General features: G+C 70.4%; 14 protein-coding genes, 1 tRNA gene and 3 pseudogenes. 16 read left to right on the top strand and 2 right to left on the bottom strand.

Annotated elements, in window-relative coordinates; translation table 11 throughout:
- Positions 1-219: 219 nt before the first annotated feature.
- The 11 genes and pseudogenes from Sri02f_RS27120 to Sri02f_RS27075 all read left to right on the top strand — a co-directional run bounded on the left by Sri02f_RS27120 (position 220) and on the right by Sri02f_RS27075 (position 8,923).
- On the top strand, positions 220-444 hold the full coding sequence (locus tag Sri02f_RS27120) for a hypothetical protein (protein ID WP_245970821.1): 225 nt from the start codon (positions 220-222) through the stop codon (positions 442-444).
- Between the two features lie 492 nt (positions 445-936).
- Entirely contained in the window at positions 937-3,222 is a 2,286-nt protein-coding gene (locus Sri02f_RS27115; protein WP_109003936.1) for a catalase, read from the top strand.
- Between the two features lie 390 nt (positions 3,223-3,612).
- Positions 3,613-4,821: an acyltransferase family protein gene (locus Sri02f_RS27110; RefSeq protein WP_109004081.1), complete on the top strand. Its 1,209-nt coding sequence runs from the start codon at positions 3,613-3,615 to the stop codon at positions 4,819-4,821.
- A 69-nt stretch (positions 4,822-4,890) separates the two neighbouring features.
- Positions 4,891-5,265 (top strand): VOC family protein, encoded by a 375-nt coding sequence (locus tag Sri02f_RS27105; protein ID WP_109003935.1) that lies wholly within the window; start codon positions 4,891-4,893, stop codon positions 5,263-5,265.
- A gap of 286 nt (positions 5,266-5,551) precedes the next feature.
- Positions 5,552-6,679 (top strand): hypothetical protein, encoded by a 1,128-nt coding sequence (locus tag Sri02f_RS27100; protein WP_159106786.1) that lies wholly within the window; start codon positions 5,552-5,554, stop codon positions 6,677-6,679.
- A 299-nt stretch (positions 6,680-6,978) separates the two neighbouring features.
- Positions 6,979-7,260, top strand: coding sequence for an HU family DNA-binding protein (locus tag Sri02f_RS27095; protein WP_060880711.1), 282 nt, complete (start codon positions 6,979-6,981; stop codon positions 7,258-7,260).
- A 192-nt stretch (positions 7,261-7,452) separates the two neighbouring features.
- On the top strand, positions 7,453-7,656 hold the full coding sequence (locus tag Sri02f_RS27090; protein ID WP_060880712.1) for a cold-shock protein: 204 nt from the start codon (positions 7,453-7,455) through the stop codon (positions 7,654-7,656).
- Positions 7,657-7,712: 56 nt separating this feature from the next.
- A tRNA-Met gene (locus Sri02f_RS27085) sits at positions 7,713-7,786 on the top strand.
- Positions 7,785-7,895, top strand: a pseudogene (locus tag Sri02f_RS44360) (FUSC family protein); the annotation flags it as partial. The gene Sri02f_RS27085 and the pseudogene Sri02f_RS44360, both read left to right, overlap by 2 nt.
- Before the next feature lie 53 nt (positions 7,896-7,948).
- A complete protein-coding gene (locus Sri02f_RS27080) occupies positions 7,949-8,323 on the top strand; it encodes a hypothetical protein (protein ID WP_109003933.1) in 375 nt (124 codons plus the stop codon).
- 174 nt (positions 8,324-8,497) lie between these two features.
- On the top strand, positions 8,498-8,923 hold the full coding sequence (locus tag Sri02f_RS27075) for a DUF3592 domain-containing protein (protein WP_109003932.1): 426 nt from the start codon (positions 8,498-8,500) through the stop codon (positions 8,921-8,923).
- A 533-nt stretch (positions 8,924-9,456) separates the two neighbouring features.
- Here Sri02f_RS27075 and Sri02f_RS27065 read toward each other — a convergent pair.
- Positions 9,457-10,818 carry a hypothetical protein gene (locus Sri02f_RS27065; protein WP_245970819.1) on the bottom strand — a complete coding sequence of 454 codons (1,362 nt, stop codon included), beginning with the start codon at positions 10,816-10,818 and terminating at the stop codon, positions 9,457-9,459.
- A gap of 117 nt (positions 10,819-10,935) precedes the next feature.
- On the opposite strand from Sri02f_RS27065, the gene Sri02f_RS27060 reads away from it, so the two are divergent.
- The 5 genes and pseudogenes from Sri02f_RS27060 to Sri02f_RS27035 form a co-directional block, all read left to right on the top strand.
- Positions 10,936-11,382, top strand: coding sequence for a hypothetical protein (locus Sri02f_RS27060; protein WP_109003931.1), 447 nt, complete (start codon positions 10,936-10,938; stop codon positions 11,380-11,382).
- 136 nt (positions 11,383-11,518) lie between these two features.
- Positions 11,519-12,439: pseudogene (locus Sri02f_RS27055) on the top strand (potassium-transporting ATPase subunit B); the annotation flags it as partial.
- Positions 12,440-12,444: 5 nt separating this feature from the next.
- The gene (locus tag Sri02f_RS27050; RefSeq protein ID WP_109003930.1) at positions 12,445-13,113 is read left to right on the top strand and encodes a potassium-transporting ATPase subunit C; all 669 of its coding nucleotides are present in this window, start codon (positions 12,445-12,447) and stop codon (positions 13,111-13,113) included.
- A gap of 132 nt (positions 13,114-13,245) precedes the next feature.
- Positions 13,246-13,929: a response regulator gene (locus Sri02f_RS27045; RefSeq protein WP_109003929.1), complete on the top strand. Its 684-nt coding sequence runs from the start codon at positions 13,246-13,248 to the stop codon at positions 13,927-13,929.
- A gap of 115 nt (positions 13,930-14,044) precedes the next feature.
- Positions 14,045-14,286: pseudogene (locus tag Sri02f_RS27035) on the top strand (adenine nucleotide alpha hydrolase family protein); the annotation flags it as partial.
- A 4-nt stretch (positions 14,287-14,290) separates the two neighbouring features.
- On the opposite strand, the gene Sri02f_RS27030 reads toward Sri02f_RS27035, so the two are convergent.
- Positions 14,291-16,465: an FUSC family protein gene (locus tag Sri02f_RS27030; RefSeq protein ID WP_109003927.1), complete on the bottom strand. Its 2,175-nt coding sequence runs from the start codon at positions 16,463-16,465 to the stop codon at positions 14,291-14,293.
- Between the last annotated feature and the right edge of the window lie 322 nt (positions 16,466-16,787).

The raw sequence follows: 16,787 nt of genomic DNA, 5'->3' as shown, positions 1-16,787 counted from the left end.
GACCCCGATGCGGGCGTGCCGCGCAGCCGGGAGGCTCGGTTCACGGCTGCTTGCGCATGCATGCGGACGGCCGCGCTCCAGTGGCAGCCCTCCTGCCGTGCTGGTGAGGTCGGATCAGCAGGACGGCAACCGAGCGAGAGCGGTATCCCACCATGACGATCATCATCACGTTCGACTTCCCCGGCAACCCAGGCCCAGTACGAGGAGCTCGTCGACAAGATGACCGGCGGACGCGGTCTCAGCAAGGCTTCCGACTGGCCCGTGCCCGGCCTGATCTCCCACGCCACCGGGCCCAGCCCGACCGGCTGGTTCGGGACGGACGTCTGGGAGTCCGAGGACGCGTTTCGGCGGTTCGGAGAGAAGCTCGCCCCCCTGCTGCGGGAAGTCGGCATTCCCGAGACGGAACCGAAGACCTACCAGGCGTTCAAGGTCGTGACCGGCTAGGACCTCCGTGGGCTTTCGGCGACCGTGGGCCGGGACGCTTCAGGCCGTCGGTCGCATGGTCGCGAACCGGGTGCGGTCCGCCCGCCGTCCGTCGGCGACGACCCTGGACGGCGGGCGGCAACGGCTGTCCGGAGGTCGGCGACCCCCACCTCCCGCACTGCCTCCACCTGAGGGGCGAGCGGCGAAGGACGTCCAGGGACGTGCCCAGGTCGCCGGCCGTCGCGGCGGGCCGACCGCTCGGCGCATGGCCGATTCATGAGCGCCCGACGCGTGCGCAGGGGTTGGCCGCCGCCGTCTGGGTACACGGCTGGTCGGCCCGACGTCGGTAGCCCGGGAAGACCGTCCTGGCGCGCGACGGAAGGCCGGGTCGGTGCTCCTCCCGCCGGACGCACGAGGCACGCGTGCCGGACGGGAGAGGTCGACCGTGAAGCGCCTTTTCCACCAGTTCATCAGCATTGTTTCCCCCACTGTTCAGAAGCAAGGAATGTGACGATGAGCGAGGCCAACCCCCTCCAGCGAGCAGCCCGGAAGGTCACGGACACCCTGCACGGCGACGACGCGACCCCCGAGGACGGCATCCCCGGAAAGCCGAGTTCCGAGTCGCCGTCCGTCGCGGAGCCGACGCAGCCCCGGGATCCCCTGCCGCCGAAGGCGGACCAGAGCGGACCGGACACCGCGTCGCCGACGGGCCAGCCGACCGGTGCGGACCAGGCCCGTATGGCTCAGTCCGGCAGCTTCCTGACGAACGCGCAGGGGACCCGGCTGCACGACAGCGACCACTCGCTCAAGGCGGGGCCCCGCGGACCCGTACTGCTCCAGGACCACCACCTGCGCGAGAAAGTCATGCACTTCGACCACGAGCGCATCCCGGAGCGCGTGGTCCATGCCCGCGGCGCGGCGGCGCACGGAGTGTTCCGCAGCTACGGCAACGCCGCCGACGTCACCAAGGCCGCGTTCCTCGCCGCGGACGAGGAAACCCCGGTGTTCGTACGGTTCTCCACGGTGCTGGGATCACGAGGATCCTCCGACACGGTGCGTGACACCCGCGGCTTCGCGACCAAGTTCTACACCAGCGAGGGCGTCTTCGACCTGGTCGGAAACAACATGCCGGTGTTCTTCATCCAGGACGCCATCAAGTTCCCCGACGTCATCCACGCCGGGAAGCCGCACCCGGACCGGGAGATCCCGCAGGCGCAGAGCGCGCACGACACGTTCTGGGACTTCGTCACGCTGCACACGGAGGCCACCCACCACACCCTGTGGAACATGTCCGACCGGGGCATCCCGCGCTCCTACCGGATGATGGAGGGCTTCGGGGTTCACACCTTCCGCCTGGTCGACGCCGCCGGCGCCACGACCCTGGTGAAGTTCCACTGGAAGCCGAAGCTGGGCGTGCACTCCCTCGTGTGGGAGGAGGCGCAGATCACCAACGGCATCGACCCCGACTTCCACCGCCGCGACCTCGCCGACGCCATCGAGGCAGGCGCCCACCCGCAGTGGGAGCTGGGCATCCAGACCTTCCCCGACACCCCGGACCAGACCTTCGAGGGCATCGACCTCCTGGACCCGACGAACCTCGTCCCCGAAGAGCTCGCCCCCGTGCAGCCGGTCGGCCTGCTGACCCTGAACCGCAACCCGTCCAACTACTTCGCCGAGACCGAGCAGGTCGCCTTCCACGTGGGTCACCTCGTGCCCGGCATCGACATCACCGACGACCCGCTGCTCGCCGGGCGGCTGTTCTCCTATCTCGACACACAGATCACCCGCCTGGGCGGCCCCAACTTCCCCCAGCTGCCGATCAACCGCCCGCACGCACCTGTCAACGACATGCTGCGGGACGGCATGCACCAGACGGCCGTGCACCGGGGCGTCGCGCCGTACCGGCCGAACTCCCTGGACGGCGGCTGCCCCTTCACGGCCGGGGCCGACACCGCGGCGTTCATCGAGGCGCCGGTGCGCGTCCCGGAGGCGACCAAGGTGCGGGAGGCGCCCGAGTCCTTCGCGGACCACTTCAGCCAACCCCGCCGGTTCTGGCTCAGCATGACCCCGGTCGAGCGCGAGCACATCATCGGCGCCTACACCTTCGAACTGAGCAAGTGCTACGAGCAGGCCATCAGGGAGCGGGCCCTCCAGGTCCTCGCCAACATCGACACGGAGCTGTGCGCTCAGGTCGCCTCGGGCCTCGGCCTGCCGGCCCCCGCCCCCACCGTGCCGCACGCCGCCGTCGAGCCGAGTCCGGCGCTGTCCCAGCTCGGCCGTGCCTGGCCCACCGACGGTCGCGTCGTCGGAATCGTCGCCACCGGCGACGGCGATCCGGACGAGGTCCGCGCCGTGCGGGAGGCGGTGCTCGCGAGCGGCATGGTGCCCCTGATCGTCGCCCCGGTCGGCGGCACGCTCGGCGGGGACGGTACCGGGCCGACGGTCCAGCGGACGTTCACGACGGCCCGTTCCGTCGAGTTCGACGCCATCCTGCTCGCCGGAACACCCGTCGCCGGCGACGACGCCCTCGGCGCCCGCGACGCGAAGGCCGCGCCCGCTCCCGCTGCCGAGGCCACGCGGGCGGGTGTGGATCCGCGCGTGGTGCTGCTGCTGTCGGAGGCGTTCCGGCACGGCAAGGCCATCGGCGCATGGGCACTGGGCGAAGACGCGCTGGAGGCGGCCGGCGTGCCCGTTCAGGCGCCCGGCGTCGTCCTGGGCGACTCCGGCCCCGCCGTTCTGGAGCAGGTCACCGAGCTCCTCGGCTCGCACCGGGTGTGGGAGCGGTTCACGGGAGCCTGATCACGGCGCACACAGGCGGCGGAGCCGGGCGGGAGCGACCTCGCCCGGCTCCGCCGTTCGTCGGGGCCCGCGCGGCGGCTGCTGCCGCGGCTCCGCCGCCGCGCCCGCTCACGTGCTCCCTCTGCTCTCCGGAGGATCCGTCGGCCGGACGAAGGCTGTCGGCTTCCGTTGAACTGCTCGGCCGTACGCTACGTACCAGTCATGTGGGCGGCACTGCGACGCCCGGCGCCCCGCCGACGCCACCGTCGGGCGCGCACCTGTCGCAGGCAGATCGCACGAGGCAGCGACCGCAGAGGCGGCGGCAGCGTTCGGGACACACGGTGTCCGCAGAAGGGGTTGACGATTTCGGTGGATTCGATCCGTCCGGTGGGCGTCGGCAGCGCTCCGGTTTTGGCAGCTCCACCGGGACGGGACGAGGGGGCGAGCGGAGCGTCCGTACGTCGGCAGGTACCGGGTCTGGACGGCCTCCGTGGCTTGGCGGCACTGTATGTCGTGCTGTTCCACTGCTGGCTGTACACCTTCCCCGGCTATCCCGACAGTTCGGCGCCCGCCTGGCTGGACGTGTTGATGTTCGGTCGGCTCGCCGTCGTCTTCTTTCTGGTGCTGTCGGGGTTCTCTCTGGCGATCTCCCCGGCCTATCACGGCTGGCGGCCGGGCGGCGTCGCCCGGTTCCTGCGCCGACGTGCCTGGCGCATCCTGCCTCCGTATTGGGCCGCCCTGGCCATGAGCCTGGTCATCTCCTGGCTCCTGGTGCCCGCTTCGCACTTCGGACCGCCCACCGGGGCGTCCGTCGTGGTGTTCGGCCTCGTGGCCCAGGACATGATCCACGCCCCGACACCGAACGGCGCGTTCTGGTCGATCGGAGTGGAGGCCGAACTGTATGTCCTCTTCCCGCTTCTCCTGCTCGTACGGCGGCGGTTCAGCGCGACCGCTCTGGTCGCCTGCGTGTCGCTTCCGGTGATCGCCCTCGGCCTGACGGCTGCTCACGCCAATCCCGTGGAGGGCGACAACTGGCTCGCTCCACATCTCGCCCCCGTCTTCGTCGCGGGCGTGGTGGGAGCGGGAATCGTCGTCGCGTCGGACCGGGTCCGACGCCTGCCGTGGGCATGGTTCGCCGTCCTGGCCGCCGCACCTGTCCTGGCACTCGGGTACAAAGAGGGTTCCGTGTGGACGGTGCACCACTATTTCTGGCTGGACCTCGCCGTCGCTCCGGCCATGACGATGCTCCTCGCCGCGGTGGCCACCGGCAGACCCGCGTTCCTCGTACGGCTCCTGACCACGCGCCCCGTCCGCAGCCTGGGCGACTTCTCCTACAGCCTCTACCTCATCCACCTGCCGATCGTCATGGTCGTGATCCGCCGGGTGGCCCCGCATGTCGTGTCGCCCGGCATGCCCACCTTCTGCTTCACGCTCATCCTGGCGCTACCGGTGTCAGTCCTCGGGGCATGGCTGTTCTCCCGCGTCTTCGAGATGCCCTTCAAGCGCAACAGATCCTGGAAATCCATGGCCGCAGCGGGTCGTTCCCGCCGATCCGTGACCGGTGCGCGAGACGGAAACCTGGGACGCCGGCTGACGGACATGCCTGACGGACATGCCTGACGGACTTGCCTGAGGGACATTCACTGACGGTACGTGCGTAAAGCCGGCTGCCGGGGCAAGGCTGGAGGCATGACCGCAACGCTCGGCGCCTTCGTCCTCGGCACTCCCGACCCTCCCGCACTGGCCGACTTCTACCGGGCCCTGCTCGGGTGGGAAGAGGTCGTGCGCGAGCCGGAGTGGGTCCGCCTGAAAGCACCGGGACAGGAACGTCCCAGCCTCAGCTTCCAGCTGGAAACCGATCACACCCCGCCGACGTGGCCGCAGCGCCCGGGCACCCAGCAGATGCAGGCCCACCTGGACCTCCAGGTCGACGACCTGGAGGCCGAGACCGAACGGGCCTGCGCCCTGGGCGCGACACTGTGCGAACACCAGCCTCTGAAGGACGTCCGAGTCCTGAGCGACCCTCACGGCCACCCGTTCTGCCTCTTCCTCCCGGGCGCCTGAACGCCGTCGGCCGGGCGCCGGGCCGCAGGCTGCGCACGGTGATCGTTGCGTCGACGCCCCGTAGGGCAGTGGACCTGGCGCGGACGATCACTCGCGCGCCGCCTCTCACTGGATGAGTTCGAGGTGCGGATGATCCGCGGACACCGGGCAGACGTGGAGTTGCAGACCGTAGCCTCGGGCGAGGTCCACCCGGGTGTGGTTCGTCGGCGGAGTGCCGGGCGGGAGCGGGTCGCGGGCCTGGTCTCCCTCGGGGGCCCAGCTCCTGGTGCCGGAGTTCCATTCGGTCGTGGAGATGGTCAGCAGCGGCCTTCAGCGGCTTGAACCCGACCTCGCGCGCCGGCCCGCGCACCTCGACCGGCCGGGCGGTACCTGGTCTGGGACGTGGAACAGCGACGGCAGCCTGACCGCGCACCGCGACGACGGTCTTCGGGTGCGCGGATGGAGCGCCACACCCGACGCCGTTGGGCAGGCCCTGCAGTCGTTCGAGGCCACCAGCCGCCATCGCCCGCAGATCGCCCTGACCTTGCATGGTGAACGGCCAGAAGTCCCCGCCGCGGAGAGTGACCCACCTGGCATCGGTCGGGTGCATGTCCTGCGTGCTTTCGATGCCGACCGCGTCGCGCTCGACGCCACCGTCGCCGCGGTCACCCAACTCCAGCGGGCGTGGCCCGAGTACGAGATCAGCGATCGGGTGGGCGCGGCCACCGCCCAGCTCCAGGTCAGTGCGCCGCAGTCGCCGTACTTCAATGTCTACAACCGCCAGCGGGAGCGCTACTGGGCATACAGCGAGAGCGCCGCCTGGGTCCGTGCCGACGTCATCGTGCACGCCATAGATAAGGTCTGGGGCGACTTCGACCGGTCCGAGGCGTCTCGCGGCCCCATCTGGATACCCCGCGCCGCCCGCCAACTGCTCACCACCAAGCCCGAGGAGCTCGCTGCGTTCCTTCGCCACCACCTTGCCGAGAAGCCCGCAATCTCCCTCAGCGTCATCAACGGACCGGCCGGACCGCTCTACAACGTCTCCACCGGCGGCGCCCATCGCACCCACCTTTTTCGGATCTTGGGCTTGCCCTGGATCATCGCAAAGCTCTATGCCCGCATCCCACCCCGCCGGTTCGACGTCGCTTCCGTCATTGACACCGCCAAGGGCATGCCCGAGATCGAGCGCGTCGGGCGCGGCTGGCACACCCTGCTTGAGCGCGGCCTCCTCCGCGGCCGCATCCGCTATGAAGGCGCCTTCGCCGTGCTCGACCTCGACCACGCCCCCGCGCCGTGGTTGCTGGGCGACGCCACCCTCGCCAGCGCCTACAACACGGCCTACGAGCGCGTGTACCCCGGTGTGTTGACGGAACTGGGCATCCCCGCCACCGCCTTGACCGGCCCGGAAGCCTGGGAGCAGTGGTTGTACGGCTGACGACCACCAACGCGGCATTGGCCATCGACCTACGGTTGTGACCTGGTCGCGCCCAGTGAGCACCGGCGGAACCTGCCGGACAGAGCGATGCGCCGTCGCGGACCAGGCATCCGCCGGTCAGCGGCTCGGCGCGTCCCGAGGCGGCGCAGGTGTCAGCCTCTGCGACGAGCGTCATCTTCTATCGAGCGTGGAGCTCGCTGGCGCCGGGGCCAGCCTTGTCAGTCCCAGGTGACAGGATGGCGCCGCCCACGTCCCGACCGCGCAGCGGCGTGACAATCCCAGGATCACGGAGTACCACCATGAACCGCAGTGAGCTGATCGCAGCCCTCGCCGAGCGCGCCGAGGTGACCCGCAAGGACGCCGACGCCGTTCTGGCCGCCCTCGCAGAGACCGTCGGCGACGTCGTCGCCAAGGGCGATGAGAAGGTCACCATCCCCGGCTTCCTGACTTTCGAGCGCACCCACCGCGCCGCCCGTACGGCCCGCAATCCCCAGACGGGCGAGCCGCTCGAAATCGCAGCTGGATACAGCGTGAAGGTCTCGGCAGGCTCCAAGCTCAAGGAAGCCGCGAAGGGCAAGTAGCCCCCAGCCGTGCCGTGAGCACTCCAGGACCGCGCCCTGACTTACGGACGCACCGCGTCACGCGATCACTGCGCGGCGCCCGGATAGTTGCGGCGCCGACGGGGTAGAACGGACGCCGGGTGCTCTCCCTCGACGGAGGGCTCCGACTCCAGACCAGCCGGGATTCCTCGGCAAGATCGAAGGACACGCAGTATGGCCAGCGGCACCGTGAAGTGGTTCAACTCGGAAAAGGGCTTCGGTTTCATCGCCCAGGAGGGCGGCGGCCCGGACGTCTTCGCCCATTACTCCAACATCGCCGGCAGCGGCTACCGCGAGCTGGCGGAGGGCGACGCGGTCACGTTCGACGTGACCCAGGGGCAGAAGGGCCCCCAGGCCGAGAACATCGTCCGCAGCTGACGGCCGTACGGCACCGCCCCGCCCGCGAAGATCACTGTGTAGAGTGGTCTCATCGACGCGGGGTGGAGCAGCTCGGTAGCTCGCTGGGCTCATAACCCAGAGGTCGCAGGTTCAAATCCTGTCCCCGCTACCGCACCACCCGCACCGGCTACGCCTACTCCCAGTGCTTCACCGCCGCATACGTCGTCTTCCTGCTCGGCATGGGCGGCCAGGCACTGGAGCAGACGGTCCCGGAGCGCAACTGAGGATCACCACGGCCTGCCTGCTGACCACCCTGCTCCTGACCGGCGGAATGGCGCTCGCCGTCCTGGTGTGGGGGAGCGCCCTGGCCATCGCAGTCCTCGGTGGCCCCGCGCTGCTCGCCTTCGCCAGCGGCGTGCGCCGCCTGGTCGAGCACAGCCTTCACCGGAGTGCCTGGCACGCCGACCTCGCCACGACCGCCGGCATCCTCCACACCGCCGTCGTCCTGCTCACCAGTCACCACGCCAGCCTCTCGGGGCTCACCCTCACCGCTGTCGGCGTCGTGCTGTGGCCGGCCGCGGCACTGCCCACGGCGATGCTCACCCCAGGCCGCTCCCGCTCCAGCCTTGCTCGGCCGACCTCCACCGGCCAGGTCACGCACCGACACCGTCCCGGACCCCACCCCGCCCAGCCCCGGATGCCCTAACGCCACGGCGAACTGGCCAGATCCATACCGTCATCGGCGTGCACCTACCAGCGCCGCTCTGCCGCCCGAGAGCGGCCCTACGACCGTCGACACGTACGGGCCCGCAGGTCACCGGGGGCGGACAGCACTCCTGTCTCGGGCAACCGATGCCGCCACTCACGCGTCGGACACGACATGAACCGCGAATGGCTCTTCTCGCTCATACCTCTGGTGATCGGCGTGAGCTTCCTCTGCGCCGGCGTGTACGGACTCCGCCGCGCCGCCGCGCTTCGCCGCACGGGTATCACCGCCGTAGGGCGAGTCGTCCGCCACGACACCAGGCGAGACGACGACGGAGCCAAGTACCACCACCCGGTCGTAGCCTGGACAACCCGGGCCGGCCGGGAGTGCACGTACCCTTCCACGTTCGGCCGCGGCACGATCCTCCACGGCTTCGGCGTCGGCAATTCGGTCACGGTCCTCTATGACGAGAACAATCCCCGTCGCTTCGAGATCCGGGGCTGGGACTCGAAGTCGTTCTACGTGGTGTTCACCGTGGTGGGCACGGTGCTCACATCAGGCACATTGACGGTTCTTCTCATCCTGCTGATCACTCTTTGACCGCCAGCCCCACCCACGATCCCTCCGCCCCCACGGCTGCCCCCCGCGCCCCGGCAACGCCGATGGACAGACACCCTCCGCATGCTGCGCCGACGGCGTGAGCGTTGACGAACTCCGGAAAAGCAGTGGATGGGGCCCATCCGCAGGGCGGCCAGCTGCCGGGGACTGGCGGGGCTGTCGCTCGTCTCCTTGCCACCGTGCAGAACGAGGACGGCGGCCCGGGGTCATAGCGGACGCCGTCGGGGCAGCACAACCGTCGGTTACAGAGGGGACTTTGTGTCGTCCTGCGGCACGATCGGGGTCTCCTTCTCACCGTGAGTCGCAACTCGCGCATCTTCCCTCGAACGGCCCGTCACCGTCGCCCCCCATTGGTGGGTACCGCGGAAGCCGGAGACACGGCCTGTCCTGGTGGGCTGTCCTTCCGGATGAGGAACACGAAGTCACTCTCGGATGGCGGAAGCATCTTCGGCAGCATCGTCAAGCCGTGTCCGTCGGCCTGGGTTTCAGCTGCGCGCCAGGCGCAGCCAGGGTGGTCAGATGCCGCGGGGAGCGGCAGGACGCCAGATGCGCAGATCAAGCTGTGCGGCTTCGCGCCCCAAGCCGCGCTCCAGAAATCCGCTTTGCATGAACAGCCCGATGGCCGGCGCGGGTTCGCCTGGCGACGGCCAGAGCGCCAGCCAACGGGTGTGAATCTTGAAGCCCAGGTTCTCTTCGCGCCAGCTCTGCCACCTCTTGGGGAAGCCCGGCCCGTCGGGGGCGCCGCAGTATCCGGGTTCGCCCAGGATCTGCCGAGCGCCTGCGATGCACTCCGTCCAGAGTGTTTCGGCAGGCTCGAGCACATTCCTGTGGAAGGACGAGGAAGGCTTGGAGGAGATCCTCCAGAGTTTGGACTCCAGCCAGTTCACACGTGCCGGGTACCGAAGTACCGGAGGCAGCCACACGGAGTGGCCCTCCTTCGTGGTGGCTGAGACGCAGCCTGAGCTGTCGCTACCGGATATGGTCCAGCCGAGTCGCCGGGCCCATGCTTCCAGTTCTCCGGCCGAGGCGAACGCCCGGTTCCAGTCGTGAGGGCCGAAGATCGCGTCCCAGTCCCAGGTGGAAACCGCTTCGAGCTGTGCGGACACGTCCTCCGGGGTCGTGTCGGGTTTGTCTTCCGGTTCCGGGTCGCCGTAGATCCGCGGGGCCCCTGGTGCTTCTCCCCGTGAGCTGACAGCACGGACCTTCTTCTCCACTTCCGCGTCGGTGTCGTCCAGCACGATGAGAGCCGGGTCGTGCAGTCGCAGTTCGATGAACTGCCCGCCATGCAGGTACCTGAAGGTCTTGAGGACGATCACTGCAGACCCGGGACCCTGCGGATTCCATACGGCAAGCCGGTGGGGGTTGTACTCGCGGTCAGATGTTCCGCCCCTGCTGCCGAAGCTGACGGGGAAGCCCGCGCTGTCCCAGGCACCCGACCAGGTCGGCGGGCCGAGAACTCCCTGAGCGGATGCCACGTATTCTTCCCATGCCGCGGCCGCTTCGGCAGCTTCCCTGTCGTGTACTTCTTCGCGCTTGTCAGGGGCACTGCCCGTCCACAGCCGGTGGGAGGCGTAGGCGTACTCCATCGAATGGGACGTCGTGGTCGACAGGTCGTGCCGCTTGCCCGTGCGCGTCTGTACGGTGATCGGGCCCCAGTCATTGCTGCGCCACTGGAAGTCGACGACCTTCCAGTCGAACTGGGCGAGCCACGCGGGGTCGGGTTCGTAGCCTCCCCCCGCTCCCGGCCAGACCTTCCGCCAGTCGACATCGGTCAGTACGGCCAGCTCCGTGGCCAGCTCCGGCGGCGTCGTATGGACCTCGCAGCCGGGTACGGGCTCACTGTTCACAGCCGACAAGTTGATCAACTCCTTTGGCATGGAGACCCCGTTGAGTCCGGACCCAAAGATGGGCGGCCGTTGACAGTAGCTCCACCGTTGCCTTTATCGTCTTTCTGACGATAACATGGGGGTGAACGATTCCGCAAAGGAGCAAGCGTGGACAACGAGCAAGGAAGAAGCGGCGACTACAGCGTCTGGGGGACGATTGAGCTGCGCCCTCCGGTCCCGGTGACGAAGTTGTGGGGCCTCACCGATCAGGACGCGTTCCAGGACAAGCTCAACACCGCACCGCGTGGAGCGGTCGGTCCCCAACCCGCGGAGGCCGATCCCCAGGCGCCTTGGGTGTTCGTTCCGGACGACGACGCAGGAACCGACGACCAGGGCCGGCCACGGGCCATCAAGTATCTACGGGTGAGGGACCGGGGTGTCGCGCGTGCGGAGGTCGACAGCCGACTGCGGGACGTGACCGCGGCGGTCGGCGCGGACCACACCTTCCACGGACACCTCACCTACGAGGGCTGGACCGACGACGACGGCGAGATCTGGCTGCACAGCGGTGCCGTGAACCCGGAGTGGCGCGACACGACACCCCGCTACTGGTGACACTCTCCCGCAGCAAGCCCTCGATATCATTTTCGCGGTCCTGCAAGAGGGCGCCCCGGCAACGCCGATGGGCAGACACCCTCCGTATGCTGCGCCGACGACGTGAGCGTTGACGAACTCCGGAAAGGCAGTGGCCCGGTCCGAAGTCGTGTTCGTGCCGGTGAGCGGGACGACGGAGGCCCAGGTCGCCGACGCCGCCCAGCTCTCCTCGCTGGCCGACGAGACCCCCGAGGGCCGCTCCATCGTCGTCCTGGCGAAGGAGAAGTGCGGGCTGCGTGAGCGTCACCAGGGCGAAGTCGCCGGTGCCGGGTGGGTCGCCTTCACCGCCCAGACCCGCATGTCGGGCGTGGACGTCGGCGGCCGCAGGATCCGCAAGGGCGCGGCCGGCTCGGTCATCGCCTGGGTCGAGGAACAGGGCGGCGCCGTCTCCAAGGACGCCGGCACGCTCGCCGACCGCATCGCCGAGGCCGGCGGCACCCCGCTGCTCGTCGCGGTCGAGGACGACGGGGGCGCCCGCGTGCTGGGCGTCATCCACCTCAAGGACGTCGTCAAGGACGGCATGCGGGAGCGGTTCGACGAGCTGCGCCGCATGGGCATCAAGACCGTCATGATCACGGGCACGTCGGCCGCGAAAGAGGCCGGCAACATGGTCGACCTCGACTCCAACCCGACCAAGCTCATCGAGATCGTCGAGATCGGCAAGCAACTCCTCATCACCCGGGGCGCTTTGACGACCTTCTCGATCGCCAACGACGTCGCCAAGTACTTCGCGATCATCCCGGCCCTGTTCGCGGCCGTCTACCCGGGCCTGGACAAGCTCAACATCATGAGCCTGACCTCGCCGGACTCCGCGATCCTGTCCGCCGTCATCTTCAACGCGCTGATCATCATCGCGCTGGTCCCGCTCTCTCTGAAGGGCGTGCGGTACCGGCCGGTGAGCGCCGACAGGATGCTGCGGCGCAACCTGACGATCTACGGCGTCGGCGGCCTGATCGCCCCCTTCGTCGGCATCAAGATCATCGACCTGCTCATCTCCCTCATCCCCGGGATCGGCTGATCGCCATGAACAACTCCGTCATGAACACCGTCCGGTTGCTCGGGGCGGGCCTGCGGGCGCTCCTCGTGCTGACCCTGGTGACCGGCGTCGTCTATCCGCTCGTCGTCACGGGTGTGGCCCAGGCGCTGTTCCACGACAAGGCGAACGGCTCCGAGGTCAAGGCGGACGGCAAGGTCGTCGGCTCGTCCCTGATCGGACAGCCGTACAACCTGCCGCCGAAGAAGGGGCAGGAGACCCCGGACCCGGACCTGAAGTGGTTCCAGGGCCGTCCGGCCCACGGGCTCGGCAGCAACAGCGTCAACACCCGGTACGAGCTGCTGCTGTCCGGCGCGACCAACCTATCCGCCGACGACAAGGGTCTGATCCAGGAGGTGAAGGACGCCAGGGCGGCCGTCGTCAAGGACAACTCGGTGCCCGGCTACACGGTCAAGGCGTCCGAGGTGCCCGCCGACGCGGTCACGTCCTCCGGCTCCGGCCTGGACCCGGACATCTCCCCGGCGTACGCGGAGATCCAGGTCCACCGGATCGCCGAGAGGAACGGCCTCCCGGTCGCCCGGGTCGAGAAGCTGGTCCGGGAACACACCCGGGGCCGCACGCTCGGCTTCATGGGCGAGCCCCGGGTGAACGTCCTCGGACTCAACATCGCGCTCAAGGACCTTGTGGCAGAGCGTTGACGGGATGAGGCGACATGTGCGGGAGTCGGCGGCCGGGAGCCACCCGGATCCGTCGGCTCCCGTCGCCATCACCTCGGTCGCCTCGCGTCCGGCGCCGTCCGGCCCGACGCACGACAGGAAGGGCACGCACCCATGTCCAGGGTGTTGGTGGTGGAGGACGACCCGCAGCTCGCGCGGGCCCTCGTGATCAATCTGCAGGCACGCGCGTACGGCGTCGACGCCGCGCCCGACGGGGCCACGGCCCTGCGGCTGGCCGCCGCCCTCCGGCCCGACGTGGTGATACTGGACCTCGGCCTGCCCGACATGGACGGCATCGACGTCATCAAAGCCCTGCGCGGCTTGACCCGGGTGCCCATCCTGGTCCTGTCCGCCCGGCAGGGGTCCGACGAGAGGGTCGCCGCGCTCGACGTCGGCGCCGACGACTACGTCACCAAGCCGTTCGACATGAACGAACTCCTCGCCCGGCTGCGCGCCGCCGTCCGCCGCACCGGGGAAACTCCTCTCGTCCCGGAGACCACGCGGGTCGAGACCGCAGACTTCAGCATCGACCTGTTCGCCAGGAAAGTCGTACGGGGCGGACAGGACATACGGCTGACTCCGACGGGATGGCACCTGTTGGAGATCCTGGTGACCAGCCCGGGACGACTGATCACGCAGCAGCACCTCCTGCGGGAGGTCTGGGGCGTCTCGCAGAGCGGCAAGACCAACTATCTGCGGGTCTCCATGGCCCAGTTGCGACGCAAACTGGAGGCGGACCCCTCCCACCCCCGCCATCTGATCACCGAACCCGGCATGGGCTACCGCTTCGAGGGATGACTTCGAGGGATGACACGGCACACGGAAAGCTCCGGATCCGCCTCGGCGCGGCGCCCGGCGCCGGCAGGACCCACGCCATGGTCTCCGAAGCCCACCGCCGGATCGAGCGCGGAACGTCGGAGACGACATCCCCATGGCGCTGCCGGACTTCGCACGCGGGGTGAACGCCACCCAGACCGTCCTGGGCGTGTCGCGTCGCAGAGGCGGGCAGTACGCCTTCGGACCCGGCGTCGGCGCCACGGTGGTCCTGGACTCGGGCCCGACCTCGACGTCCACCTGATCACGCACGACGAGGCGGGCAAGGGCCGCGGACTGCCGGTGGCACGCGGAGCGCGCCTCGGACGGGCCCGGGCCGTCTTCGTCACCCGCCCCGGTGCGCGGGTTCTGAGCCGTCGCCTTCCGCCGCCACGGCCGCCCGCACCCGCTGCTCCTCGCGCGCGGAGCCGACGTCCCGTTCCAGGGGCGTGCGGCTCACGGCCGTCGCGAGCTCTTCCAGGGCCCGTTTCTGCAGTTCCGCCTCGCGTCGCACGACCGGGCTCCGGTCCCCGGCGGCGCCCTCCCACGCGTGGAACGCCTCCCCCACGCGCCCCCAGTCCGGGTTCCTGTGCTCGCGCACGTCCGCCGCCGCCCGCGCGGTGTCCGCCTCGAGGGCTTCGGCGAACCGCTCCGCCTCGGGGACGACCCGGCTGTCGGCCGGCGGGACGTGGCTCTCCATGAGCATCGCCGCCCGGCCGAGCCGCTTGAGCGCCTCCTGCGCCTCCTCCGCCTCGCGCGACGTCAGACCCCGGGGGCGGACCGGTTCCTGCCGTGCCCGGTCGTACGCCTCCTGCCAGGCGGCACGTGCCTCCCTGCTCGCCAGCAGTGCCCTGCGCATGTCGGCGTGGTGCTCCCGGGTCGGTTCGCCGTAGTCGCGGAGCACCGCGGCCGCGTAGCGGCCGTTGGCGGCGAGCCAGTCCGCGAGCCGGCCCGCCAGCCGGGGCGTCTCCCACGCGGGGAACACCACGTAGGCCAGCATGGCCAGGGCCCCGCCGAGCAGGGTGAGCACCACCCGCTCCGGGACCGTCTGCTCCAGTGCCTGGCCGCCCATGCCGAGCAGGAAGACGACGTATGCGGCGGTGAAGCACTGGGAGTAGGCGTAGCCGGTGCGGATCAGCGTGTACGACAGGCCCGCCGAGACCACGGTCAGCGCGCCGAACACATGGGCGTCCGGGCCCAGGGCCCGCACCACCCCGGTGGCGAGCACGACGCCCGCCAGGGTCCCGGCGAGACGGGCCACCGCACGCGCGTACGTCCGGTGGAAGTCCGGCCGCATCACCATCACCGAGGCGATGGGCGCCCAGTAGCCGTGGCCCAGGGGGAGCCGGGCGGCGATCAGGTAGCCGAGTGTGGCCACCGCCGCCAGGCGGACGGCGTGCCGGAACACGGGCGAGTCCCGCCGGAGCTCACGGCGGACCGCCCGGGCGACGACCGGGACCAGCCGGAGCATGGTCGGCCGCATCAGGAACCGGGCGCCCGCGGGGCCGGGCGGCGTGGGCGTCCTCTCGCGCGCGTCGCCGCAGCGGGCGATCTCCAGCGCCTCGCCGAGCAGGTCCACGAGCCGCTCGGCGGCCTGCCGCGCGGGCCCCTCCAGCACCTCGTGCTCCTCGTCGACGCGCAGGACGTCCGCGCTCCCGGGCCGTACCTCGGCGGGAGCGCCGCGGCGGATCGCACGGGCGGCCGCATCCAGGACGTCGGCGGCCGCGTCCAGCAACTCCCGCGCGCGGTCCCGCCCGGGCCCCTCCGCCGGGGCGCCCACGTCCGGGTCGGCGAGCGCGGCGACGACCGGCCGGATGCGCTCGGCGAGCCCCCGGGGGCCGTGGAGGACGGAGGGACGGGTGCGGGCCTGTGAAGGCGTCACGGCGGCCGCGTCCCGGGCCGTCATCAGCGGCTCCGGGTCGAACGGGGCGGTCGGGTCGTGCCGCAACCGGCGGGCGTAGTCCGCGACGGCGGCCAGGGCGTCGGCGAGCGCGTCACGATGCGCTCCCCAACGCCGGATCGGGAACAGCAGGATCAGCACGGCCTGCGTCACGCCCCCGAGCGCGATGACTCCGGCGTGCTCCAGGGCTCGCCCGACGCTCGTGGGCAGGGTGACGGTCACCAGCATGCTGCCGACCGTCGTCGCCGCGACGATCCCGGCGGTCGAGCCGACGGCCCACGCCATTCCCGCGGCGAAGGCCCAGACGGCCAGCAGCGGGAGGAACGTCACGAGTCGTCCGGCGGCCAGGTAGCCCACGAAGGTGCTGAGCGCCAGGCCCGCGCCCGCGCCGAGCGCGATCACCTTGCGCGGACGCCAGGTGCGCTGGAAGGTGGCCCCACCCGCGGAGTAGGCGCCGAGGGCGGCGGACGCGGCATACGCGGGGGAGACCAGCCACAGCGCGGGCCCGACGACGACCGCCACCCCGACGGCCGTGCGCAACGCGAGCAGGGGCTCCAGCCGCGTCTCCTCGATCGTGAGACCGGATCGCACGACTTCGCCGAAGGCCCGCAGCCATGTCACGGGTGTGAGCCCGGCCGGAGCGTCCCGCCGGGTCGCTCCGGTCTGGTCGAGGTGGGGCAGCCGTCGGGCAAGGAAGCCTCCACACGGCCCGCGACCAGGCCGGCGGCCGCAGTAGCTGGACGGGGTGCCGGCACCGGCGGACGCCTGCTGAGCGTCCGCCGTCCGTCCTGCCGGGCCGGAGCGCGGACAATGGCCGTTGGTTCAAGTGCGGCCGGAGCGCGGGCGATCGCCCGCAGCCCCGGCCGCAGGGCGGGCGGACCGCCTCCCGTTCATCCCGATCCGGACCGGGCCGGGATGAACAGGCGGACGGCGGCCCGGGCCC

The sequence above is a fragment of the Streptomyces rishiriensis genome (assembly GCF_003112535.1).
In the GTDB taxonomy this organism is placed as follows: Bacteria; Actinomycetota; Actinomycetes; order Streptomycetales; family Streptomycetaceae; genus Streptomyces; species Streptomyces rishiriensis.
The sequence above is the reverse complement of the archived record's forward strand: the minus strand, read 5'-3'. Positions and strand labels throughout refer to the sequence as shown.

Bases quoted from the DNA above. Each gene is read 5' to 3' on its own strand.
- Sri02f_RS27115 (WP_109003936.1), top strand. From the start codon at position 937: ATGAGCGAGGCCAACCCCCTCCAGCGAGCAGCCCGGAAGGTCACGGAC.
- Sri02f_RS27045 (WP_109003929.1), top strand. From the start codon at position 13,246: ATGTCCAGGGTGTTGGTGGTGGAGGACGACCCGCAGCTCGCGCGGGCC.
- Sri02f_RS27050 (WP_109003930.1), top strand. From the start codon at position 12,445: ATGAACAACTCCGTCATGAACACCGTCCGGTTGCTCGGGGCGGGCCTG.
- Sri02f_RS27065 (WP_245970819.1), bottom strand. From the start codon at position 10,818: ATGCCAAAGGAGTTGATCAACTTGTCGGCTGTGAACAGTGAGCCCGTA.
- Sri02f_RS27090 (WP_060880712.1), top strand. From the start codon at position 7,453: ATGGCCAGCGGCACCGTGAAGTGGTTCAACTCGGAAAAGGGCTTCGGT.
- Sri02f_RS27095 (WP_060880711.1), top strand. From the start codon at position 6,979: ATGAACCGCAGTGAGCTGATCGCAGCCCTCGCCGAGCGCGCCGAGGTG.
- Sri02f_RS27105 (WP_109003935.1), top strand. From the start codon at position 4,891: ATGACCGCAACGCTCGGCGCCTTCGTCCTCGGCACTCCCGACCCTCCC.
- Sri02f_RS27120 (WP_245970821.1), top strand. From the start codon at position 220: ATGACCGGCGGACGCGGTCTCAGCAAGGCTTCCGACTGGCCCGTGCCC.
- Sri02f_RS27075 (WP_109003932.1), top strand. From the start codon at position 8,498: ATGAACCGCGAATGGCTCTTCTCGCTCATACCTCTGGTGATCGGCGTG.
- Sri02f_RS27080 (WP_109003933.1), top strand. From the start codon at position 7,949: ATGGCGCTCGCCGTCCTGGTGTGGGGGAGCGCCCTGGCCATCGCAGTC.